General features: G+C 35.6%; 25 protein-coding genes. 21 read left to right on the top strand and 4 right to left on the bottom strand.

The annotated features are described in order from the left end of the window. Positions 1 to 6: 6 nt before the first annotated feature. A complete protein-coding gene (locus tag DES48_RS09415) occupies positions 7 to 921 on the bottom strand; it encodes a cation diffusion facilitator family transporter (RefSeq protein ID WP_113868713.1) in 915 nt (304 codons plus the stop codon). Between the two features lie 177 nt (positions 922 to 1098). On the opposite strand from DES48_RS09415, the gene DES48_RS09410 reads away from it, so the two are divergent. From DES48_RS09410 to DES48_RS09395, 4 genes are read left to right on the top strand one after another with little or no spacing between them, the layout of a single operon-like run. Further along, on the top strand, positions 1099 to 2634 hold the full coding sequence (locus DES48_RS09410) for a spore germination protein (protein ID WP_113868711.1): 1536 nt from the start codon (positions 1099 to 1101) through the stop codon (positions 2632 to 2634). A gap of 18 nt (positions 2635 to 2652) precedes the next feature. After that, positions 2653 to 3858 carry a Ger(x)C family spore germination protein gene (locus DES48_RS09405; RefSeq protein ID WP_113868709.1) on the top strand — a complete coding sequence of 402 codons (1206 nt, stop codon included), beginning with the start codon at positions 2653 to 2655 and terminating at the stop codon, positions 3856 to 3858. A gap of 2 nt (positions 3859 to 3860) precedes the next feature. Beyond that, complete coding sequence (locus DES48_RS09400) at positions 3861 to 4124, top strand: hypothetical protein (protein ID WP_079709073.1); 264 nt, start codon at positions 3861 to 3863, stop codon at positions 4122 to 4124. A 6-nt stretch (positions 4125 to 4130) separates the two neighbouring features. Beyond that, positions 4131 to 5216 (top strand): GerAB/ArcD/ProY family transporter, encoded by a 1086-nt coding sequence (locus tag DES48_RS09395; protein ID WP_079709074.1) that lies wholly within the window; start codon positions 4131 to 4133, stop codon positions 5214 to 5216. Here the strand turns inward: DES48_RS09395 and chrA are convergent. After that, entirely contained in the window at positions 5205 to 6377 is a 1173-nt protein-coding gene (gene chrA, locus DES48_RS09390; protein WP_113868707.1) for a chromate efflux transporter, read from the bottom strand. The genes DES48_RS09395 and chrA overlap by 12 nt on opposite strands. A gap of 439 nt (positions 6378 to 6816) precedes the next feature. Here chrA and DES48_RS09385 point away from each other — a divergent pair, with 439 nt between their 5' ends. The 7 genes from DES48_RS09385 (at position 6817) to DES48_RS09355 (ending at position 13476) form a co-directional block, all read left to right on the top strand. Then, positions 6817 to 7287, top strand: coding sequence for a GNAT family N-acetyltransferase (locus DES48_RS09385; protein ID WP_113868705.1), 471 nt, complete (start codon positions 6817 to 6819; stop codon positions 7285 to 7287). Between the two features lie 321 nt (positions 7288 to 7608). After that, complete coding sequence (gene qoxA / locus DES48_RS09380; RefSeq protein ID WP_079709077.1) at positions 7609 to 8601, top strand: cytochrome aa3 quinol oxidase subunit II; 993 nt, start codon at positions 7609 to 7611, stop codon at positions 8599 to 8601. An 18-nt stretch (positions 8602 to 8619) separates the two neighbouring features. Then, the gene (qoxB, locus tag DES48_RS09375; protein WP_079709078.1) at positions 8620 to 10563 is read left to right on the top strand and encodes a cytochrome aa3 quinol oxidase subunit I; all 1944 of its coding nucleotides are present in this window, start codon (positions 8620 to 8622) and stop codon (positions 10561 to 10563) included. Next, complete coding sequence (gene qoxC / locus DES48_RS09370) at positions 10563 to 11159, top strand: cytochrome aa3 quinol oxidase subunit III (RefSeq protein WP_113868704.1); 597 nt, start codon at positions 10563 to 10565, stop codon at positions 11157 to 11159. Before qoxB ends, qoxC begins: the two co-directional genes overlap by 1 nt. 1 nt (position 11160) lies before the next feature. Then, positions 11161 to 11457 (top strand): cytochrome aa3 quinol oxidase subunit IV, encoded by a 297-nt coding sequence (gene qoxD / locus DES48_RS09365; protein ID WP_079709080.1) that lies wholly within the window; start codon positions 11161 to 11163, stop codon positions 11455 to 11457. Positions 11458 to 11987: 530 nt separating this feature from the next. Then, a complete protein-coding gene (locus DES48_RS09360; protein WP_113868702.1) occupies positions 11988 to 12305 on the top strand; it encodes an MGMT family protein in 318 nt (105 codons plus the stop codon). A gap of 28 nt (positions 12306 to 12333) precedes the next feature. Next, the gene (locus DES48_RS09355; protein ID WP_113868700.1) at positions 12334 to 13476 is read left to right on the top strand and encodes a trans-sulfuration enzyme family protein; all 1143 of its coding nucleotides are present in this window, start codon (positions 12334 to 12336) and stop codon (positions 13474 to 13476) included. A 77-nt stretch (positions 13477 to 13553) separates the two neighbouring features. On the opposite strand, the gene DES48_RS09350 is transcribed toward DES48_RS09355, so the two are convergent. Beyond that, entirely contained in the window at positions 13554 to 15548 is a 1995-nt protein-coding gene (locus DES48_RS09350; RefSeq protein ID WP_113868813.1) for a copper-translocating P-type ATPase, read from the bottom strand. Positions 15549 to 15714: 166 nt separating this feature from the next. On the opposite strand from DES48_RS09350, the gene DES48_RS09345 reads away from it, so the two are divergent. The 5 genes from DES48_RS09345 to DES48_RS09325 all read left to right on the top strand — a co-directional run bounded on the left by DES48_RS09345 (position 15715) and on the right by DES48_RS09325 (position 18756). Beyond that, a complete protein-coding gene (locus DES48_RS09345; protein ID WP_113868698.1) occupies positions 15715 to 16476 on the top strand; it encodes an SDR family NAD(P)-dependent oxidoreductase in 762 nt (253 codons plus the stop codon). Positions 16477 to 16575: 99 nt separating this feature from the next. Continuing rightward, complete coding sequence (locus DES48_RS09340) at positions 16576 to 16674, top strand: YjcZ family sporulation protein (protein ID WP_079709084.1); 99 nt, start codon at positions 16576 to 16578, stop codon at positions 16672 to 16674. Positions 16675 to 16849: 175 nt separating this feature from the next. Beyond that, complete coding sequence (gene map / locus DES48_RS09335; RefSeq protein WP_113868696.1) at positions 16850 to 17605, top strand: type I methionyl aminopeptidase; 756 nt, start codon at positions 16850 to 16852, stop codon at positions 17603 to 17605. Between the two features lie 132 nt (positions 17606 to 17737). Continuing rightward, entirely contained in the window at positions 17738 to 18472 is a 735-nt protein-coding gene (locus DES48_RS09330; protein WP_170126196.1) for an AzlC family ABC transporter permease, read from the top strand. Then, positions 18469 to 18756, top strand: a complete 288-nt coding sequence (locus tag DES48_RS09325; RefSeq protein ID WP_113868695.1) for an AzlD domain-containing protein — start codon at positions 18469 to 18471, stop codon at positions 18754 to 18756. Before DES48_RS09330 ends, DES48_RS09325 begins: the two co-directional genes overlap by 4 nt. A gap of 53 nt (positions 18757 to 18809) precedes the next feature. On the opposite strand, the gene DES48_RS09320 is transcribed toward DES48_RS09325, so the two are convergent. Beyond that, complete coding sequence (locus DES48_RS09320) at positions 18810 to 19679, bottom strand: cation diffusion facilitator family transporter (protein ID WP_113868693.1); 870 nt, start codon at positions 19677 to 19679, stop codon at positions 18810 to 18812. A 221-nt stretch (positions 19680 to 19900) separates the two neighbouring features. Between DES48_RS09320 and DES48_RS09315 the strand changes: the two genes are divergently transcribed. From DES48_RS09315 to DES48_RS09295, 5 genes are all read left to right on the top strand, one after another. Further along, entirely contained in the window at positions 19901 to 21124 is a 1224-nt protein-coding gene (locus DES48_RS09315) for an MFS transporter (protein ID WP_245911358.1), read from the top strand. A 129-nt stretch (positions 21125 to 21253) separates the two neighbouring features. Then, complete coding sequence (locus tag DES48_RS09310) at positions 21254 to 21499, top strand: IDEAL domain-containing protein (protein ID WP_079709088.1); 246 nt, start codon at positions 21254 to 21256, stop codon at positions 21497 to 21499. Between the two features lie 166 nt (positions 21500 to 21665). Next, positions 21666 to 22556 carry a M15 family metallopeptidase gene (locus tag DES48_RS09305; protein ID WP_245911356.1) on the top strand — a complete coding sequence of 297 codons (891 nt, stop codon included), beginning with the start codon at positions 21666 to 21668 and terminating at the stop codon, positions 22554 to 22556. A 123-nt stretch (positions 22557 to 22679) separates the two neighbouring features. Then, a complete protein-coding gene (gene fumC, locus DES48_RS09300; RefSeq protein WP_113868691.1) occupies positions 22680 to 24071 on the top strand; it encodes a class II fumarate hydratase in 1392 nt (463 codons plus the stop codon). A gap of 74 nt (positions 24072 to 24145) precedes the next feature. Next, entirely contained in the window at positions 24146 to 24346 is a 201-nt protein-coding gene (locus DES48_RS09295) for an alpha/beta-type small acid-soluble spore protein (protein ID WP_079709090.1), read from the top strand. Positions 24347 to 24387: the final 41 nt, after the last annotated feature.

Below are 24387 nucleotides of genomic sequence, written 5' to 3'. Positions count from 1 at the left end.
ACCTCTTTAATTGCAGCTATGTTCATGATCGATAATCGACGTCCCTTCTCCTTCCATTTGAATCGTTGTGTGATCAAGGTCAAATTGGTTGTGTAATACGGAAGAAGCTTCTTGTAAAAGTGTATCACGATTCACCTCACTCTGAACAATGAGATGACAACTAAGTGCTGGAAAATCAGACGTAATTGACCAAACATGTAAATCATGCACTTCGTGTACCCCATCGATGCGCAATAATTGATCTTCTACAGCTTTTAGATCAATATTACTTGGTATACCTTCCATTAATACATGGATAGAATCACGTGTTATTCGCCACCCACTTACTAAAATAAGAATAGCAACGATTACACTTGCGATTGGATCGGCAATATTCCAATCAAATACTAAGATCAGAATACCTGCAATAATTGCTCCCACAGAACCTAAAAGATCTCCCATCACATGTAACAAAGCACTGCGTAAGTTCAAGTTTTCATTTGTATCCCCACGCATGAGAATCCAAGCTACTAAAATATTGACGATTAAACCAATAATAGCAATAATCATCATTGATCCACTTACAGAAGGTGGTTCAAAAAATCTATGGAAAGCTTCCCAAAAGATATAAATAGAGATAACCATTAATGCTAATCCGTTGATAAATGCAGCTAATATTTCAAATCGTTTGTAACCAAATGTTTTAGAAGATGTAGCAGCCTTTTCCCCGTATTTAAAGGCGAAGAAGCTTAAACCTAGGGAAGCGGCATCACTTAACATGTGCCCAGCATCTGATAATAGCGCGAGGCTGTTAGTAATAATTCCGCCAATTACTTCGACTACCATAAAGCCAGCAATTAAACAAAAACTAATAAGTAACGCTTTTTTATTAGCATTATGATTGTGGCTATGACTATGATCGTGCGTATGATTATGAGCCATCGTTATCACTCCTGTATTTAATATGATCATATATTCATATTATAATATATAAAGTAATAATACAAGTGAAAATGCAAAACGTATAAAAAAAGACTTTTGAAAAAGAATACCATTAGTAGTAATATTTTTCACATGTTTGATACGGCGTTTCATGAAGGACTAAAAGGATGTTTGTGAATGAATAAATCTAAATGGAATGAAAAAAACAAAAAAAAAAATAAGCTCACGAGTAGGGCGTTGTATAACGAACAATTGATAAAAGAGCTCTTAGGGAATAGTACAGAGTTGGTTAGCAAGCAAGTTAATCTAGAGGAGGAAGAATCTGTAACAGTCGTTTTTCTCTATATGAATGGTCTCGTTAGCCAAAAATTAGTCCAAGAAATTATCTTAGAAATACTGCTAATTGACATAGGAGAAGCAGTACCCATTTTATCAAATAAGACAAAAAGCAAAGAAGATTTATATCATGAATTAAGCATCATAGCCAATGAACTAACGGAAGTCGAAACTATTATTGATTCACTTATTAATGGAAAAACAGTTCTTTTCATTGATGGGAAAATAGCTGCTTTTTCAATTGATACGAAAGGTAGTAACACAGACAGAGGGGTAGAGCAGAACACGACACAACAAGTAGTTCGTGGACCGAAAGATTCTTTTACTGAATCAATTTTAATAAATGTAGCTTTAATTCGAAAGCGAATAAAAGATCCAAGTTTATGGACAGAACAAATGGTTATCGGCACCAAAACCCAAACACAAGTGATGATAGCGTACATACATGATGTAGTTAATGAAGATTTGATAAAAGAGGTGAGAAGTCGGTTAAAAAAAATAAAAGTTGATGCGATTCTAGAAAGTGGCAACATCGAAGAGTTTATCCAAGACCAAACCTATACACCATTTCCGACTGTCTATAATTCAGAACGACCAGATGCAATAGCTGCAGGTATATTAGAGGGAAGAATTGCGATATTTATAGATGGAACCCCTTTTGTCCTCTTAGTTCCTGTTTTATTGATTAATTTTTTACAAACACCAGAAGATTATTATCAACGTAGTGATATTGCAACACTATTAAGGTGTTTACGGATGCTGGCTGTTGTCTTATCGTTATTAACTCCATCGATTTATATTGCCTTAACTGTTTTTCATCAAGAGATGATTCCGACTCGATTATTAATTAGTTTAGCTGCGCAACGAGAAGGGGTTCCATTTCCAGCATTAGTAGAAGCACTTATTATGGAAGTAACTTTTGAATTGCTTCGTGAAGCAGGAATCCGTTTACCTGCTACAGTAGGGTCAGCTATTTCTATCGTAGGGGCTTTAGTTTTGGGGCAAGCAGCTGTTGATGCAGGAATTGTCTCTGCCATGATGGTCATCGTCGTATCTATTACTGCAATTTCAAGCTTTGTTTTTCCAAGCTACAATTTTGCTATTTCGCTTCGTATGCTAAGATTTGGTTTTATGATTCTGGCAGCAACGTTTGGTTTTTTTGGAATATTTACTGGTTTACTGTTACTAGTTATGCACTTATCCAGCTTACGTTCATTTGGAGTACCATATCTATCTCCATTTGCACCGTATAACAGTAGTGATCAAGAGGATGCAATTTTTCGTGTTCCTATTTGGTTAAGGGATAATCGGCCAAAACTCATTAATCAAAAAAATATCCGTAGGGAACGTTCATGGAAGGTTAATCATAAAAAATAGGTAAGTGAGGACTGATTTATGGGAAAGTACATAAACATGCTCTATGCGATTTGTTTGTGTGTATGGTTGTCTGGATGTTGGAGTGCGAATGAATTGTCTTCCATAACAATTGCTACGGCACTAGGCATTGATAAATCTGAAAAAGGATTTACCTTAACATTACAAGTTTTAAACCCTAATGAAATTGCTGGTAAAGAAGGATTATCATCTCGAACAGCTATCAGTAATTACACAGAGAGTGGGGCTACTTTTTTTGAAGCTGTTCGAAAATTAACTAAAGTAACACCAAGGAAAGTGTTTCTTAGCCATTTAATGCTAGTGGCATATGGTGAATCAGTTGCTGAAGAAGGGATTTCTAGTTCGCTAGATTTTCTTATTCGTGATCATGAATTAAGAACCGATTTTGTTATGGCTATAGTGAAGGATAATACAGCAGGAGAACTTATTTCTGTTTTAACACCACTTGAAAAGATTTCTGCTTCAAAAATATATGATAGCATTGAATCCGCGCAAGACTATTGGGCGCCAACGAAAAAAGTACAAGTGGATGAATTAGTGAATTCTTTAACAGCAGAAGGAAAAGAAGCAGTACTAACAGGTATTTATATAGTGGGAAATAGTGAAGAAGGACAGAAATTACAAAGTGTGGAACAGACTAAACCTTTAGCTAATATTTATATTAATGGAATTGGTGTATTTAACGGTGATCAATTAGTTGGTTGGTTAAATGAGGAGGAAAGTAAAGGTTTTAATTATATAACAAATAATGTAAAAAACACCGTAGGATGGGTAAGCATAGGGAATGGAAAAGTATCTGTGGAGGTTAAAAAAAATGATACAAAAATAATCATGAATCAAAAAAATGATGCAAAAACATTCGATGTCGTATTAAAAACAGTTGTAAACATTGGCGAAGTGGAAACAGATTTTATGATAATGGATCAGTCTGATGTACAAAAGATAGAAGAAAAAGTAGCGGAAAAAATAGAAAGAATTTGTCAAGCTAGTATAACAAAAGCAAAAGAATATGAAAGTGATATATTTGGTTTTGGTGAAGTTATGCGAAAAACAAGTCCTGAAGAATGGGGAAAAGTGAAAGATAATTGGTCAAAGCAATTCGTATTTGCTGAGATTAACGTTAAAGCAGAAGTGCAAATTGACAAATCTGGTATGATTACTTCGCCATTTTATAAGAAAATAAAAGAAAAGAATAGTGAGGAATAAAATTGGCACTAGTAGTGGGTATCTTATTTATGATTTTCTCGATAAGTGTTCTTATATTTGAATACAAAAAATTGATAAAAATTGCAGATAAGAGAGAAACAAGATTCTATCTGCTATCCATGGTTGTTTTAATCATTTTTGCTACTTTACAAGTAAGTAATATCTTCAGTTTAAATATCATTTCTGGATATAGCTGGGTAGCTAAGCCTATTGCAGACCCAATTGAAAGAATATTATCTACATTTCAAACAGGGGGAGGAGATTAAGCCGTTGTGAAAGAAAAAATCAATTTACGACAATTCATGATTTTGATCTTTATTAATCTTTTAGGGACCGCGGTTATCTTCCTTCCAAGTATTGCTACTAATTTTGCTAAAGCTGATAGTTGGATAACAATGGTTATTACCGTTGTGATTGGCTGCTTCGTGATTTGTTGGTATACAACATTGTTTATTGAAGGGGGAAAGCAAAATTTCTTTGTTATAATTGAGCAAGGTTTTGGAAGAAAAGGAGGCTTTATTTTTGGTTTTTTATTTTTAAGTTATGTTTTTTTAAATGCCGTGGCTAACTTAATAACAATAGGTGATTTCGTATCTGTTCAAGTTTTGATGGGAACGCCGTCAAAGGTAATCACTTTTATTGTATTATGCACAGCAGTTGTAGGTGTTCGGTATGGTCTTGAGGTAATCGCGAGGTCAGCAGAGTTTTTTTTCTCCTTTATTGTAATTAGTATTATTTTATTGTTTTTATTTGTGTCTCCTAAAATAGATATCCAAAATGTATTTCCTGTGTTTCAGATGAATCAAGCAAGTACTTTTGTGGGTATTATTCCAATATTGACACTTACTTACTTAGAATTAATCATCTTTCTTGGTATCATGGAGCAAGTCAGTAATAAAGAAAAATTAATGCGCGGTTACTTGATTGGGGGAATTATGGGAGGAATCGTAATTTTTGTGGTGACATTCTTATGTATATGCGTGCTAGGTGTTGATGCTACCATACGTCAAACTTACCCCATCTATGTTCTAGGCCAAAAAATTAGTCTCGCTGATTTTATCCAACGTATTGAAGGTATTGTTGCTTTTATTTGGTTTTTTACTAATTTTTTTAAAATATGTATCTCGTATATTGTTCTGGCTAAGGGACTTCAACATTTTTTTCGATTTAAATCTTATAAAATATTTATTGTCCCTTTAGCCTTTTTAATTTTCTATGCTGCATATGAAGGATTTAAAAACTCGTATTACATTCCAGAATTTATTAATAGTACGTATGTGGTTATTTCTTATATAATAGCGGTTATTATCCCCTTATTGCTTCATTTATCATTGATAATAAAAAAACTAAAGCGGTAGTAATATACCACCAATCGCACCTAATACAACAATCAACCAAGCAGGAAGTTTAAAGTGAACCAATAAGCTAAATAATACAGCTGCAAATGTGAAGCTATTAGACGAGTTAATCGTGCTAACCCAAATTGGTTGATAAAAGGCAGCAATTAAAATACCTACTACCGCTGCGTTAACACTAACAAAAGCACCACGTATTGTTTTATTATTCCGTAGTTGTTGCCAAAAAGGTAGTGTACCAAATATTAATAAAAAAGCTGGTAAGAAAATAGCAAATGTAGCAAGTAAACCACCTGGCCAACTGGCTTTAACTGCTCCGATATATGCAGCAAATGTAAATAACGGTCCAGGTACTGCTTGAGCAGCGCCATACCCTGTTAGAAATTGTTGTTCTGTTAAAAAACCAGGAGGAACAAATTCTCTTTCTAATAAAGGTAAGACAACATGACCTCCACCAAAGACTAAAGCACCAGATCGATAAAAACTGTCAAACATAGCTATCCAATCTTTTTGAATCCATTCCCTTAATAAAGGTAATAGGAAAAGTAAGAAAAAAAACAAGGTCAGACTAATGATAGCTGTTTTTTTCGAAAGCTTTAGGGGTAAATCGGCATCACTTTCATCTATATCTTTTTTGAAAAACATTAACCCTATTACTGCCGCTGTTATAATAACAATTATTTGTGAGAATGTTGTTTGCCATAATAGCATCATGATTAATGCACACAATGCAATTACTTTATGACTAAGCGAAGGCGTTAGTTTTTTTCCCATATTAATAATGGCATGCGCAACAACAACAACTGCAACAATTTTTAAGCCTTGAATGGCGCCAGTATTTTCTATAGCAAACAAGTTCAGCACATTAGCAAAAATAATAAGCGCACATACAGAAGGTAGAGTAAAGCCGATAAATGAAACAATTCCACCTAGCATCCCACCGCGAATAATGCCAATCCCCATATTCACTTGACTACTCGCTGGACCAGGAAGAAACTGGCATAGCGCAACTAAATCTGCATAACTTTTTTCATTTAACCACTTGTGCCGTTTGACATACGTTTCATGAAAGAAACCTAAATGTGCAATTGGACCACCAAAGGAAGTGAAGCCAAGTTGTGTAGCTAGTTTTACTATTTCCCATAATGTTTTTAATTGTGTCATGCTGCTACGCACCTTTCCTTATTTTATTTCTTTAAACAGTTCGTAAACTTTGATGCGGACTTCTTCTAAGGGTATTATGTCGTGTTCTGTAATGGTATAATACTATGTTACTTCTCTATTAAACAACCCTACACTTCTCAATCGACAATAGACCATCTTCAAGCATATGGTGTAATATGGGATACAGCGTTCTTCCAGTTATATAAAATCATGGTGATTCTCTAACCAAGATATCGAGATATGATATTACTATCGGAATGATTTCAATATGTCTTAAGTCGTTACATTTGTAAATTTAATTAAATATAAGTAATAGTAGCTTGCTTTAGTGTTGTTACTTTGGGAAAATTGCATGCAAGTTAACGGTTGGGTAATTGTGAAAAGATAGCGCATTGTAGTTTTGCTATGTATCATAATGTATGTTACGGAGGGTTTTAAAATGAAAATTCGACAAACACATGATTATCATTTAATTGCACAATTAAATAAAACGGTTCATGATTTGCATCACAGATTATATCCAGCACTTTTTAAACCTTATAATTACAATAGTGTAAAAAATTATATAAAAGAAATGATAAACTATTCCCAATTCACCTTTTTAATAATAAGTAATGATTATTCTGAACCAGTTGGCTATGCTTGGATTGAATACCGTGAATATCCTACTGATGATTTTCGCTATGGCTATCGTTCTGTTTTTGTTAGACAATTAAGTATTGAAGAAAAAGCACAGCATAAAGGTTATGGGACAGCTTTGTTAAATGAAATTGATAACTTAGCAAAAGTTTATCAAGCGGATCAAATAGAATTAGATTACTGGTATAGTAATACTCAAGCAACCCAATTTTATCAGAAACAAGCATTTCAAAATCAACGTATCTACGTATATAAATCACTACAAAAATAGTAAGACGGTAAATATAAAATAAAATAAGGTAAAAATGTACACCACGAATTTGGTAAGATGATTGTCAGTTCGTGGTTTTATTGTTCCGCAATAGTGGGTAATAAGTAAATAGTTACATGTTATTCCAAGTTTAATAAATACGTTTGTGAACTTTTTGTGACATTTAATAATAATTACATACTAATTTCATATTACTTGTTAAAATAAATTTGTATGACTAGTTATTATTTACACTTGATAAACATTTAAGTATAATATCTCTTGTTGTTTATCAAGTATTAGTAATAAAGAAGTAGGCTACAAGAGAAAGGAGACAGAAAAATGAAGCGTGTTCGTTCAATAATGAAGTACGTTGTTTTATTCTTAGGAACGTTAGCTTTAACCGGGTGTGAACCGTTAACCGTGTTTGATCCGCAAGGGCCGGTAGCACGTAACTTATCAGATTTAATTATATTCTCGATTATTTTTATGGCAGTTATAGTTATAACCGTATTTATTTTATTTGGAGTTATTGTCTGGAAGTACCGTGAAAAAAAAGACAATAAAGATTATGAACCAGAATTTGAAGAAGGTAGTAAAACACTTGAAGTGACATGGTTTTTAATCCCTGTAGTTATCGTTGTTGCGTTAACGATTCCAACAGTTAAAACAATCACAGAAGTAGAGGACATCCCTGAAGGATATGATGACCAAGAGCCCCTTGTAATTCATGTTACTTCTGCTGATTGGAAATGGATATTTAGCTATCCAGAAGAAGGTATTGAAACAGTGAATTATATCAATATTCCTGTTGATCGTCCCGTACATTTTAAAATGACCTCAGCTGGTACGATGCAGTCTATGTGGATACCTGCTTTGGCTGGCCAAAAATATACAATGGCCAACATGCAGACTCAATTATATTTGGTTGCTGATAGGGAAGGCGACTATATGGGAACGAATAATGGGTTTAATGGTGAAGGTTATGCAGAAATGGATTTCGATGTCTCGGCCCAATCTCCTGCTGATTATACCGAATGGGTAGAAGAAGTAAAGAACACTGCAAAAGATCTGACGGAACAACAGTATGCCCAATTACTTGAACCAACCATTATCGGTCGTCAAACATATAATGGCACGCATTTACAGTGGGTTGATCATGCACAAGGTGGATCAGAAAAATATATAGATACAGAAGCCTACTATACAGGGCATGGAACAAAGGGTAAGACATTTGATTCGGAAAATGATACACAGTCGCATGAGCGTGAACAAGATGCAGACGATCAGTCTAATTCCGATCACCAAGACGAAGAATCACAGCATAATCACTAATCGGAGGTGAATGGAAACATGGATTTAAGTAATTTTTTTGTTACAGGTGACCCCTTAATCTTGGGATCACAAATAGCCATTGGTCTAACAATGGTAGGATTAGTTGTCCTAATCACCTATCTTAAAAAATGGAAGTGGCTATGGGAAGAATGGTTTACAACTGTTGACCATAAGAAAATAGGTATTATGTATATCATTGCTGGTGTACTAATGTTTTTCCGTGGTGGAGTAGATGGACTAATGATGCGTACACAAACATCAAGACCAAACATGGAATTCTTAGATGCACAACATTATAACGAAGTATTTACGACACACGGTGTTGTTATGATTTTATTTATGGCAATGCCATTGTTAATCGGTATTATTAATGTAGTAATGCCATTGCAAATTGGAGCAAGAGACGTAGCGTTTCCTAAATTAAATGCGTTAAGTTTTTGGACATTCTTTGTAGGAGCGATGCTATTTAATGTTTCCTTTGTCATCGGAGGTTCTCCTGATGCAGGATGGACAGCTTATATGCCATTGGCTGGTAAAGAATTCTCCCCAGATATAGGGAATAACTATTATGCAATTGCACTCCAGATTGCTGGTATCGGTACGCTTGCTTCTGGTATTAACTTTATTGTTACGATTTTAAAAATGCGTGCTCCTGGAATGAAGTTAATGCGCATGCCGATGTTTACTTGGACAACACTTGTAACATCCGTTTTAATTGTAGCAGCATTCCCGATTTTAACAGTAGCACTAGCGCAAATGTCACTTGATCGTATATTTGGTGCACACTTCTTCACAGTTGCGGCTGGCGGGGATCCAATGCTTTGGTTAAACTTATTCTGGCTTTGGGGACACCCTGAAGTTTATATTGTTGTATTACCAGCATTCGGAATGTTCTCCGAAGTAATTGCAACATTCTCACGAAAAAATCTATTTGGTTATGCCACAATGGTTCTTTCTATTGTAGGTATCGCTTTTTTAAGTATGCTTGTATGGGTGCACCACTTCTATACAATGGGGAACAGTGCAGCAGTTAATTCAGTATTCTCGATTACCACAATGATGATCGCTATACCAACTGGTGTAAAAATATTTAACTGGCTCTTTACCATGCGAAAAGGGCGTATTAAGTTTTCGAATGCCATGCTTTGGTCATTAGCATTTATACCATGTTTCACTATTGGTGGTGTTACAGGGGTAATGTTAGCAATGGCTGCAGCTGACTATCAATATCACAATACGATGTTCTTAGTGGCTCACTTCCACTATGTATTAATTCCTGGTGTAGTGTTTGCTGTATTTGCTGGATTGTATTACTGGTGGCCAAAAATGTTTGGCTTTAAACTAAACGAAAAAATTGGAAAATGGCACTTCTGGTTGTTTATTATTGGTTTTAATTTAACATTTATGCCAATGTTCTTTATTGGTTTAGATGGAATGTCTCGTCGTATGTACACTTACTCCGAAAGTACTGGCTGGGGTCCATGGTTATTATTATCAGCTATTGGAGCTTTTATACTTGCTGCTGGATTCGCAGCATTAGTATACAATATTTATTGGAGTTTCCGATATGCGTCAAGAGATATTGGTGGAGATCCTTGGGATGCTCGTACGCTAGAATGGGCAACGGCATCCCCTGTACAAGAATATAACTTTGCAGTGGTACCAGAAGTTTCTGATCATGATGAATTCTGGAATATGAAAAAAGCAGGTAGAACGAAGATTAAACGAGAAGATATTAAAGATATTCACATGCCAAGTAGTTCTGGGATACCAATCTTATTTAGTATTGCATTAGGTATTGTTGGTTTCTTCTTAGTTTTTGAATGGATCACTTTGGCAGCGATCTTCTCCGTTTTAATTATCGCTGGTCTAATCGCCAACTCATTTGACTATGATGATGGTTACCATATTCCGGCTGAGAAGGTTTGGGAAACAGAACGAAAGTGGAGAGGTGATCTATAATGGCTTCACATACATCAACACCATTAGAATATAGTACAAAACAAAATGAGATGAATATTCTTGGATTTTGGATCTTTTTAGGTGCAGAGATTGTGCTTTTCTCAACACTCTTTGCTTCATATGCTGTGTTAGAAGGCAGTACAGTAGGTGGTCCAGCTCAAGGCGAAATCTTTGTTTTAAAAGATGTATTAATTGAAACATTCTTACTATTAACGAGTAGTTTCACAATGGGACTTGCGCTTCATCAAATGCGTGATAACAATAAAACAGCTATGCTCGTTTGGACAGTTATTACTTTATTATTAGGTGCTGGTTTCGTATATTTTGAAATAAATGAGTTTATTCATTATGTACATGAAGGATTAACAATGCAGACAAATGCATTTGGATCTGCGTTCTTCACACTACTTGGTACACACGGACTACACGTATCACTAGGTATTGGTTGGGTTTTAATGTTGATTATTCAAATTCTGCGACGAGGAATTACTGCCGTTACAGCACGTAAATTCTTTATTGTGAGCTTATACTGGCACTTCCTAGACGTTGTATGGATCTTTATCTTTACCTTTGTGTACTTGAAAGGACTGATGTAAGATGTTAAAAAGACAATTTCCATTAAATCACGTCGTAGGCTTTCTGTTGTCCATTGTATTAACTATATTAGCAGCGCTTGTTGCAATGCAAACCGACTTCGCTTCTAACATTAAAATGTGGATTATCGGTACGTTAGCTGTCTTTCAAGCATTAGTGCAGCTAATTATGTTTATGCATATTACGGAAGGTAAATCAGGTCAAATTAATATTATCAATATTGTGTATAGTGTGTTTTTAGCAGTTGTCATTGTTGCAGGATCGATTTGGATCTTAACAACTGGACATGCGGCGCATTAAAACAAACGAAAGCCTATTCTTTTCCCATATTGGGAAGAGGATAGGCTTTTTTATATTCACCTATTCTGTAATACTCGGCAAACATCGAGTATTTTTATTTTTCATTAAGGGTCTTAGAAGCATTTCCGTCTAAAGGAGGAAGTATTTTCAATCGTGCTGCCGTTACGATTTTGAAGCCATTTCTTTATACTTATTATAGAAACAGAGAGGAGGAGTTAGCGTGAACATAAATGAGTTGGAATATTATATTGCAGAAAAACGTGTAAAGTAATGGATTCAAATTATAAAATAGGAGCTGATAAAAAGTGAATTTGTTTGAACTTGAATATTTAATCAATGATCGACGACCAAAATAGACTAGAGAGGATGAAACAAATGAAGGCCGTCGTCGACATAAAAAATAAATAAAAGCTATTTTCTAAGTATATTAGGAGATAGCTTTTATTTATTTTTCAGATAATTCATGCTATACTTTGCAATAAACTATTAGCTTTTTAGACGTTTAGAAAATATGAAAAGGTATGAATGAAATGCAACAATTTTCAATCAATGTGGTTCAAATTATTAGCGGAATTCCAGTTGGTCGTGTAATGACCTATGGACAAATTGCTAAAGTTGCTGGCAAAGCAAGAGGCGCCAGACAAGTAGCAAGACTTTTGCACACACTAAGTGAAAAATATCAATTACCGTGGCACCGTGTCATTAATAGTAAAGGAGAAATAAGTCTGAAAGGGGAAGGAGCAGTTACGCAAAAACAGTTACTGGAGAAAGAAGGCGTAATAGTAAATCATGCTAATAAAATAAGTTTAAAACAATATGGATACATACCCGATCAAGAGTTTATGTAATTGTATTTTATATAGGGAGATGATAAAGATGGGAAAAAAATTTGATACTAAGTCTGTTCAATCTTCATTAAACCATGCAGCAAACATTGATAGTAAGGTGACACCTATCTATCAAACAACAGCATTTAAGTTCACCGATTTAGATGATTTAGAAGGATTCTACCAAGGAAAAAAGGATTACCTATATTCACGTGTTGGCAATCCTAATACAGATGAATTAGGAGTTGCTGTAGCACAATTAGAAAATGCTTCTGATGGTATAGCAACATCATCTGGGCTCTCCGCTATACTAGTCGGGGTGTTGGCAGTTGCTAAAGCTGGGGATCATATCGTAGCAGCTAATGATATTTATGGTGGTACGTATCAACTACTTGCGAATGAATTAACTGATTTTGGTATTGAAGTTTCTTTTGTACCATTTGATGACCATCAAGCGATTGAGCGTAACATCCAATCGAATACAAAACTGCTATATTCAGAGTCCATTACTAACCCATTATTACGTGTAGAAGACATTAAAAGTATTGTGCAAATTGCTAAGCAACATCACTTATATACAATGATTGATAATACGTTTGCAACACCTTATCTTGTCCAACCAATTTTATCTGGAGTTGATTTAGTGGTACATAGTGCTACTAAATATTTAGCTGGGCATAGTGATGTGACAGCAGGAGTGTTAGTAGGTGAGAAAGAGCTAATCGCAAAGGCGAGAACAAAAGTAGTGAACATAGGAACGAATTTAAGCCCATTTGATGCTTGGTTAGCAGTAAGAGGTTTAAAAACCCTTAGTGTAAGGATGGAACGTCATAATAAGAATGCAAATATACTTGCAAATGCTTTAGTGAAAAATAATGCAGTTACGAAGGTTTATTACCCAGAGCATGCAACTGAAAAAGGGAGCGGCGCAATTGTTTCCATTGATATAACGGGAAACTGTGATATTAATGCATTTTTCAAAGCTTTGGATTGGGTGAAAATTGTACCAACATTAGCTGGTGTTGAAACGTCAGTCTCTTATCCTTTAGCAACATCGCATCGTGCATTACCACCAGAGAAACAAAAAGAGTTAAACATAACAGAAGGATTGGTTCGTATATCCGTAGGAATTGAAGATGCTACAGATATTATTGAAGCTTTTGAAACTGCTATCGATACAGCTAAATATTAAATTATCATCGTCTTTTTCTTACATCCCCTGCTTTAGAAAATTTCTAAAGCAGGGGATGATTAAACGACGTTACTATTTTATTTATTATATTTAAATAGTCTAGCATTAATCGCAACAATCACTGTGCTTAGTGACATCAAGATTGCTCCAACTGCGGGACTTAAAATGATTCCAATTGGTGCTAAGATTCCCGCGGCTAATGGAATTGCAATAATATTGTACCCAGCAGCCCACCATAAGTTTTGCATCATCTTCTTATAAGTAGCTCTTGATAATCGAATAATATGCACAACATCATTTGGATCGCTTTCGACTAAAATAACATCAGCTGTTTCCATTGCTACATCTGTACCAGCTCCGATAGCGATACCAAGGTCAGCACTTGCTAAGGCTGGCGCATCATTAATACCATCACCAGTCATCGCAACTTTTTTACCTCGATTTTTATATTCTTTCACATAAGAAGCTTTTTGATCTGGCAATACCTCTGCAGTAATATGATCTAGGTTGAGTTGATTTCCTACCCAATTGGCAACCTTTTGATTATCACCAGTTAACATGCTAGACGCTATGCCAATTTGTTTTAATGACTGAATAGCTTCTTTTGCAGAAGGTTTAACTTGATCAGCCAAAGCAATTGCTCCAGCAACTTGCTTATCTATGACAACATAAACTACAGTCGCCCCTTCTTGATTTATCGAATGTTGGTAGTCTAAGTTATTGCTATCTAAATAATTTCGACTAACAACTTGAATGTACTTGTTATCTACATTTCCTTGGATCCCTTTACCGGTAATGGATTCAAAATCTGTTGGTTGTTTAGTGGAAATTTCTTGATTTTGTGCATAGTTGACAATACCTTGGGCAATAGGGTGTTCAGATTGAACTTCTAAAGCTGCAGCATAACTGATAATTTGTTGTTCATTCCAATTTGCAAACGTTTCGACTTGTACAACACCAAATTCCCCTTTTGTAAGCGTACCAGTCTTATCAAAAATAACTGTATCGAGCTTGCGTGCTTCTTCAAAGCTAGCACGCTTACGAATGAGTAATCCATTGGTAGCAGCCAGTGATGTTGATTTTGCTACTACAAGAGGAGCAGCTAGTCCTAAGGCATGTGGACAAGCAATAACCATAACAGTTACGGCACGTTCTAAGGCATAATCAAACGATTGTGCGACAAAAATCCATATGAGAAAAGTAACTAACCCCGCGCCAACGGCCACATAAAATAACCACTTGGCCATTCGATCAGATAGATCTTGTGTTTTTGATTTTGCATTTTGTGCATCTTGCACCAATTTGACTACTTGTGATAAATAGCTATCTTGACCGATTTTTTCTACGGACACGGTTAATGATCCTTGGCCGTTTATCGATCCTCCAATTACCTCATCCTCTTCGCTTCTTGTAACAGGGGTAGATTCACCGGTTAACATAGATTCATCAATATCTGATTTCCCTTTAAGTATATTACCGTCTGCAGGTATTTTTTCACCAGGTTTAATCAGAAGTTGGTCGCCTTTTTGTAAGTCAGAAATGGATACTTCTTCTGTCTCACCGTTTGCCTTAAGTCTATTAGCTGTATTTGGCATTAATTTCATTAATTTTTCTAAAGAAGATGAAGCTTGCATAACTGATTTCATTTCAATCCAATGGCCGATTAACATAACATCAATTAAAGTGGCTAATTCCCAAAAGAAGTTTCGGCCTGATAACCCAAATACGGTTAAAGCACTGTAACCATAAGCAACGATAATTGCCATTGCAATTAAATTCATCATTCCTGGATTTTTTTGTTTTACTTCATCGATCATACCTGTTAAAAATGGATAACCACCATAAAAAAATACTACGGTAGATAATGCAAACAATACGTACATATCACCTGTGAAACGCCAATCGACGTTCATAAAGTCTTGAATCATAGGCGATAAGAGTAATATTGGTATTGTCAGTATAAGGCTGACATAGAATCTTTTTTTGAAATCTTCCATCATGTGTGCGTGATGATCGTGATGGTCATGATTATGATCATGTTGATGCTGCTGCTCATGATGTTCATGTTCCATGTGATTGTGTTCGTGATTCTTCTTATCCAATTTTATCCCTCCAGCTTATTATACCGAACGATCTACTCGCAATATACCCGTTATGGGTATTTTTAAACAATCGAATTTTGTTCAATGTTTATATTAGGTATAATAGAATAAAGATCAAACGATTAGGAGGCAAAAAATGATTTATGTCGTAATAACAGGTACTTCTAGAGGACTAGGTGCTTCATTAGCAAAATTGTTTTTAGAAAAAGGTTTTCATGTGATTGGAGTAGCGAGAAATGAAAACAAGGCATTAGTACAAATAGCACAAGAGCAAGGTGTGACGTATCAACATTACACCTGTCATCTTGGTGATACGGAACAAGTAGATAAAGTTTTTTCTATTATTGCAAACCAACTATTTAACCAACAAACTTCAACTGTTTATTTCATACACAATGCTGGTACAGTGAATCCAATTGATACGGTTGATAAACACATCCCGGAGGCGATAAATAAACACGTTCATGTCAATTTAATTGCGCCAATGATCGGTTCTAGTATCTTTTTAATGGCAGCGAACAAAACTGAAATTCCACTCACTAATGTATATGTAACATCTGGTGCTGCTGAACGATCCGTTTACGGTTGGGGTGCTTACAGCGCCACAAAAGCAGGGTTAAACCGTTACGCTTCAACAGTTGCATTAGAACAAAAAGAATTAGGTACGCCTCATAAAGCAATCATTTTTGATCCGAGTATTATGGATACGGATATGCAAAAGGAAATTCGCTCATCATCCGAAAGTTCATTTCAAGATGTGGAGAAATTCAAAGCATATAAGAGAGAGAATAATCTTAGAAGCACGGATAAAGTAGCTCAGGTATTAGTGGATCAACTGAGTAATAGTTCAACCATTGAAAACGGAAAGTATTATAGCGTAAAAAATTTATTGTCATAAAAAAATATCTAAGGCAAATACCCATTTTTCCATTTTGCCCTCCCATTCTTTAGAGAATTACATATTCTATAGTGAAATAACTAAAGGAGGGAATTACAGATGAGTGCAGGTTATAATTACGGTGCAGGATTTGCGCTAATTGTTGTTTTATTCATCTTGTTGATTATCATTGGTGCATCTTGGGGTTATGGTTACTAAGAAGTAAATGTAACAAGCTTTATAAAGTAGAGAGCGCTTTTGGCGTTCTCTATTTTTACATACATTTGAGTTGACAATAATTCCATAGTAGAAGAAAATGTAGTAATGGATCAATCGTTTTGTACATAAGAAAATAAAAAAGTATGGTAAGTTTTAAGAAGGAAGGGGTAAAGTAATGATTACTCGAAAAAGTCAAAGAGAAATTGACATGATGAAAAAGGCAGGAGAGTTATTAGCTTCTTGTCATAAAGAAATAGCAAAGCGAATCAAGCCTGGGATCACTACAAAAGAAATTGATGATTTTGTAGAAAATTTTCTAGCAAAAAATGGTGCAACACCAGAACAAAAAGGATATAACGGCTATGAATATGCAACTTGTGCATCTATAAATGATGAAATCTGTCACGGTTTCCCTAGAAATGAACCGTTAAAACAGGGTGATATTGTGACCATTGATATGGTAGTTAATTTGAATGGTGGCTTAGCTGATTCAGCTTGGACCTATGTTGTAGGGGAACCAGATGAACAAACGAAGCATTTGTTAGATGTAACCAAAGAATCATTGTATCGTGGGATTGAACAAGCAAAAGTAGGAAGTCGTATTGGCGATATAGGTCATGCCATTCAACAGTATGCAGAAGCAGAAGGTTTTTCTGTGGTACGAGACTTTACTGGTCATGGCATCGGACCAACCATTCACGAATCCCCACATATTCCGCACTACGGTTTACCTAACAAAGGTGTGCGGCTAAAAGAAGGTATGGTGATTACCATTGAACCGATGTTAAATGAAGGATCATGGCAAAGTAAAATGGATAATAATAATTGGACGGCAAGAACAGTAGACGGTAAACGTTCTGCCCAATTTGAGCACACGGTTGTTATTACAAAAGATGGCCCACTTGTTTTAACAGAGCAAAATCAAGAATAAACCATAAGCAGTGCGCAATAGCGTGCTGTTTTTTTTATGAAGAAATTAAAATTTTACTTGAAATTCATACACAGTTCCATAAATGTATGGTAAAGTGTCTAAAAATATAAAAAATTAGGTGGGATTGCACTGATGGATAGTGTCATATCTAACAAACAAACTACGGAAAAAATGAAAATGATGCGGAGTGGGCTAGCTGCAGGTGTCCCAATCACGTTGGGTTATTTTCCAATTGCGATTACCTATGGGGTATTAGCTTCTCAATCAGGAATTTCTTTACTCGAATTAACAGCAATGAGCATCCTTGTTTATGCAGGGGCAGCTCAATTTATGGGGACCAATATGTTCGCTATTGGAGCAGGCGGTATAGAGATTGTCTTTGCTACGTTTGTTCTAAATTTTAGACATTTTGTCATGAGTTTATCATTTGCTAACCGAACGAAAGGAATCACTAATAGTTGGAAATTACCGCTTTCTTTAGGGTTAACAGACGAGTCTTTTTCCGTTGCATCTTTACATACAGAAAAAGCGAAACAGGAACACAGTAGCTACTTTTATGGAGCACTCATGATTGCTGCTTATGCTTCTTGGATAATTGGTTCCTTTATTGGAGGCGTACTAGGTGATGTTATACCGTCTTCTCTTAGTCAAAGTATGGGGATTGCGCTATATGCGATGTTTATTGCATTATTAATTCCTTCAGTGAAAAACGAAGTAAAGTATGGATTTATCGCACTGATAGCAATGATTTGTAATTATGTATTCACGTATTATGTAGCCCTAGCGGAAGGATGGGCTATTGTTTGTAGTACGCTTCTTGCAAGTTTTATCGGAATGATGATAATGAGAAGGAGTGAAGGGAAATGATGATGATTATTATAGGAATGGCACTGGTGACGATAGTTCCAAGGTTTATTCCTGTATTTATCGTTGATAGGATTCAATTTCCAGAATGGATCAATCAATGGTTAAACGTTATTCCTTATGCAGCTTTAGGTGCTTTAATATTTCCAGGGGTATTGACTGTGATACCCGAACGACCTTGGATTGGTTTTGTAGGTGGTTTAGTAGCGGTTCTATTAGCTATTTTTCGAGTACAAACCATTTTGATTGTCGCAATTGCAAGTGGAGTTATATTTTTACTGGCATAACGGATGATTAGATTGCCATCATGCTCTATCTTGAAACGGCAATCTATCCTCCTTTAGTTAGGAAATGGTTCGATGTGAATATGTGCACGTGGTACATCATGTTCTTGCTTTAATAAATCCTCAATGCGATCGGTTATTTTATGACTTTGTGCTACAGTTAATTGTGGATCAACATATAATGTCATTTCTATTAATGCTTGATTGCCATGTAGACGACCTTTAATATCTTTTACTTCTAAGACTTCTTCATCTTGTGCAACACTGGTACGAATTTCTTCTAATTTTTCTTCATCAAATCCATCGGTCAACGTGTGGCTTGCATCATAAAATATTGTCCATGCTGTTTTACAAATAATGATCCCAACAATAAAACCAGCAATTGGGTCAAGCCAAAAAGCGCCAAATTGTGAACCAACAATTCCAATAAAGGCTCCGATACTAACAAGCGCATCGGATTTGTTATCCTGCGCTGCTGCGCGGAGGGAACTACTATTTATTTTTTTTGCTAATTGTAAGTTATATTTATAAACACCGAGCATAATAAAAGCCGCAATTAATGCGACCCAACCAGTTAACATAGAAGGTTGGTCATAATTATTTTGTATCACGGACTGAACGGTTCCAAAGATGACTTGTAAACCTACGGTAACCATAATAAATGCTGCTACTAATGAAGCAATCATCTCTGCTCGGTAATGTCCGTAGTGATGATCTTCATCAGGGGGTTTTCTAGAGATGCGTAGCCCAATTAACACAGCTACAGAGGCAACAATATCTGTCGTATTATTTAGTCCGTCTGCTCGCAAAGCTGCTGATCCACCAATGGTAGCAACAACTAACTTCAAAGTCGCTAAACCAAGGTAAGCCACGATGCTAATCCAAGCACCTTTCTCTCCCTTTTTAAACTTTTCATATTGGTTCATGACCTTTCCTCCTGTTCATAAAACAACATAAGTTTATCAAATAGATTTTGGTTGAGTCTAGAGAAAAAATACGTCCTCAAGGAACATCAATTGTAAAGTGGAAAGGAAGTTTGCTTAGGTAAACAATCCTAGCATGGCTAGTTTTATATGCCTAATACATGATTTTTAAATAAAAAAGCATAATAGAGGATAGTTATTTTGAGAAGGAAGGCGAACAAGTAGTGAGTAATAATAGAGCAAGTGTATCAAAGGATATCCATGAGAAAAGGTGGGCAATTGTATCATTAGCATCGATCCCCTTAATTATGACACTTGGAAATTCCATGCTAATTCCCGTATTACCGCTAATGGAAAAAAAGTTAGATATAACAGCATTACAGTCTAGTTATATCATTACCTTTTATTCCGTTGTTGCGATTATTTTAATTCCTCTTGCTGGATTTTTATCGGATCGCTATGGTAGAAAAATTGTCATTATTCCGTCCTTACTTATTGCAGGCGCAGGAGGATTATTGTCTGGTTACGCTGCTTGGAAAATGGAATCACCCTATATGATCATATTAATCGGACGTATTTTGCAAGGGGTGGGAGTATCTGGAACAGCTCCAATTGTTTTGCCTTTGGTAGGCGATATGTTTAAACGAGAAAAAGATGTTAGTGCGACGCTTGGTTTAATTGAGACGTCAAATACTCTTGGAAAGGTACTTAGTCCGATATTAGGCGCCTTTCTTGCGGGAATTGTTTGGTTTTTACCATTTTGGTCTATTCCAGTTTTTTGTTTAATATCGGCCGTTTCCGTTCTGTTTTTAGTAAAAAAACCAAAAAAAGTAGAGGATCCTTTTTCATTTCGAAAATATTGGAAAGATACAAAACATACATTTAAAGAGCATGGTGCTTGGTTACTTGCTGTATTTATCATTGGAGCAATTTTAATGTTTGTCTTATTTGGTATTTTATTTTATCTCTCCAGCGTGCTAGAGGATGAGTATCAAATAACAGGGATTAAAAAAGGGTTTTATTTGGCAGCACCATTAGCTGCTTTATGTTCTGCTTCCTATATTACAGGTAAAAAAATTGGTTCTGACATTAAGCGGATGAAATTACTTACTATTATTGGATTAGTAACATTGGTGACGGCAGTATTGATCATTGCATTATCAAGCTATTTTCTTTATGTCTTATTTGTATTTTTAATTGGTGGGATAGGTATCGGTATTGGTCTGCCCTGTTTAGATGCCATTATTACGGAAACCATTGACAAAGAAGTTCGCGGAACAACTACTTGTTTGTACAGTTCCGCCAGATATGTTGGTGTAGCACTTGGCCCACCAGTTACTGCTTTTTTAATGAAATACACAATTTGGTGGATGGTAGTTGTCTTCAGTTTCTCTATAGGTATCGCATTGTTTTTTGCTTTTAAAAAGATACATTCGCCTGTTTCTTGACGTTTTTTGTTTAATAATGGGGTTAAAGGGGTAAATATATAAAAAATATTCAGAAAATTTAACGTTTGCCTATTGCAATTGGACAAAAAATTTAGGATAATAAAAAAAAGGAGCAAGGGGGCGTGTTCTATGAAAAAGCAGAAAACCAACTTTGTATTAAGCACCTATTCTGCTCTCGAAGGTACACCAATTAAAGCAAAGAAAGAAATTTCATTTGAGATCAAGTTAGCATCGCGATTACTACTTGATGAACTTGTCTCCACTTGGAATAAGTCAAATTTAGAGCAGCGCATTAATGAATCCATTGATCAAAAAGACAAACCAACGTTTATGCGATTAAGTAAAGCATATCAGACTTACACGTATGAATTTTAATAATTTATCGCTAGTCCTTGTCATTATGACAAGGGCTTTTTCTATTATTTGTTATAGCGGCTATATGTAAGTTGTAACTGAATTACTACTTTTTTCTTCCCCTTGTTTTTTTAAGTTATGTTATAGTTAAGAAGTGAGTAAAAGTACAATTGAAAGGATTTTGACATTGCAAAAAATTTATATCGCATCTATTTTTTTAATTGGACTGTTTTTAACAGCTTGTCAGCAAGGTGATCCAAACACAAATATAGACGAGAAAGAACAAACAACACAACAAGAACAACAAGCAGATCAATCAGTACCAAAAAAAGAGACAGCGAAAACTGAAGAACAAGACAATGCTTCTGATGGATTAAATGAGAATGAATCAGCAAAAGCTGATGATTCTACTAACGAAGAAGATAAACAAAAAGAAGAAAAAGAAATAGATAAGCATATTGCTAAAGTTGAAAAAAGTACTGGTTTACATGTAGTAGACAATCCTGAAAGTCCTGAAGTGTATGTAAATAAACAACGCACATTACCAGAAGGGTATGTTCCGCCTAATTTAGTGGTTCCAGATGTTTCACACTATTCGTCTGAAGGTAGTCCTAAAAGACAACTTCAAAAGGTTGCTGCTGATGCGTTAGAACAATTATTTGCAGAAGCAGATCAGCAAGGTATTGGTTTAGTTGCTGTATCTGGATATCGTTCTTATGAACGGCAAAAGCAAATATATGAAAGTGCGGTAGCTAATAAAGGGCAAGAGCATGCTGACAAATTTTCTGCTAGACCAGGAACAAGTGAACATCAGACTGGATTAGCAATGGATGTAGCATCGGCAACAGAAACAGCAGCAACACTGTTAGAACAGTCATTTAAGCAAACAGATGCAGGAACATGGTTGGCCGAAAATGCGCATAACTTTGGATTTATTATTCGCTATCCTGAAGGAAAAAACGAAATTACTGGCTATAACTACGAACCTTGGCATATTCGTTATGTTGGTAAAGAAATCGCAACAGAAATTTATAATGAAGATATAACATTAGAAGAATATTTTGGCTATGATTATTAATAGTCGGGAAGCCTTTCTTGTTTAAGCAAGAAAGGTTTTTACTATTGTATATCGAAAGTAGGATAGGGTCTTAAAAACAAACAAGCTACAATAGAATAAAGTGTAAAAGAAAGGATGGAACTAATGTCTTACCGCATTGAACAAGATACACTAGGTCTAATAAAAGTCGATGATAAAAAATTCTGGGGAGCACAAACGCAACGTAGTATAGAAAACTTTCCAATTGGATCAGAAAAAATGCCTTTAGAAATAATTACTGCATTTGCGATCCTTAAACGCTGTGCTGCCAAAGTGAATCATCAATTTGGCTTATTAGAAACGGAAAAATTACAAGCAATTGAATATGCGACAGACCAAATACTTAGTGGTAAAATAATGGATCACTTTCCCTTAGTCGTATGGCAAACGGGTAGTGGGACACAAACTAATATGAATGTAAACGAAGTGATCGCTTATATTGGGAATGGGTGGTTGAAGGACAAGAAAAGTGAACACCATCTTCACCCGAATGATGACGTAAATAAATCGCAAAGCTCAAATGATACATTTCCTACAGCAATGCATATTGCATCCGTATTATACATTGATCAACATTTATTTCCTGCAATTGAAAAAATCAAGATAACTTTAAATGAGAAAGTAGCTGCTTATCATCACATCATTAAAATTGGTCGAACCCATTTACAAGATGCTACTCCATTGACTTTTTCTCAAGAGATAAGTGGGTGGCTAGAAATGCTTGAACAAACCCAACAGATGATTAGCGAGAGTTATGCTTATCTAAAACATTTAGCCATTGGAGGAACAGCTGTTGGCACGGGTATTAATGCACACCCTGATTTTGCAACAAATATCTGTGAAGAGATTAGTAAACAAACAAAGCACACGTTTACTTCTGCACCTAATAAATTTCATGCATTAACAAGCCATGATCCATTTGTTTATACACATGGTGCGATCAAAGCGTTAGCTGCCAATCTCATGAAAATAGCAAATGATATCCGTTGGTTAGCAAGTGGACCGCGTGCAGGAATTGGGGAAATAACGATTCCAGCTAATGAGCCAGGATCATCAATTATGCCGGGTAAAGTCAATCCCACACAAACAGAAGCAATTACTATGGTTGCGACACAAGTGATGGGAAATGATACAACAATTGGGGTTGCAGCTAGCCAAGGCAATTTTCAATTAAACGTTTATAAACCGGTCATTATTTATAATTTCATGCAATCGTTACACCTACTCACGGAAGGAATTCTTTCGTTTGAAAAAAGGTGTATCAAAGGGTTACAGCCGAACGAAGAGAAAATGAGTCAATATGTACAAGATTCACTAATGCTTGTAACCGCACTTAATCCGCATATTGGTTATGAAAAAGCAGCTACAATTGCTAAAACGGCTTACCAACAAAATCTATCTTTAAAGCAAGCTGCTGTTTCCTTAGGTATCCTTAAAGCAGAGGACTATGATCGTTTAGTAAATCCACATCAAATGGTACAACCAAAGGAGAAATGAGGAAACGTGTCCAAGAATTGATATCATAACTTTTTCATTTTTGCTCACACTATGCTTATAGGAGGTGAGTAAAGATGGCTGATCAAACTCGATCTAACCAATTACTAGTCCCTGGAATTGAGCAAGCTTTGGATCAAATGAAGTATGAAATTGCTCAGGAATTCGGTGTTTCACTAGGAGCAAGTGAAACAGCTAGAGCAAATGGTTCCGTTGGTGGAGAAATCACCAAACGTTTAGTACAACAAGCGGAACAACAATTTGGCTCACAACAATAATTGAATAGTATATGGCTATAAAGGGGCACTACTTGTGCTCC

It is taken from the genome of Paraliobacillus ryukyuensis (assembly GCF_003315295.1).
Taxonomy (GTDB): Bacteria; Bacillota; Bacilli; order Bacillales; family Amphibacillaceae; genus Paraliobacillus; species Paraliobacillus ryukyuensis.
This window is presented reverse-complemented; position numbering and strand designations above follow the sequence as displayed.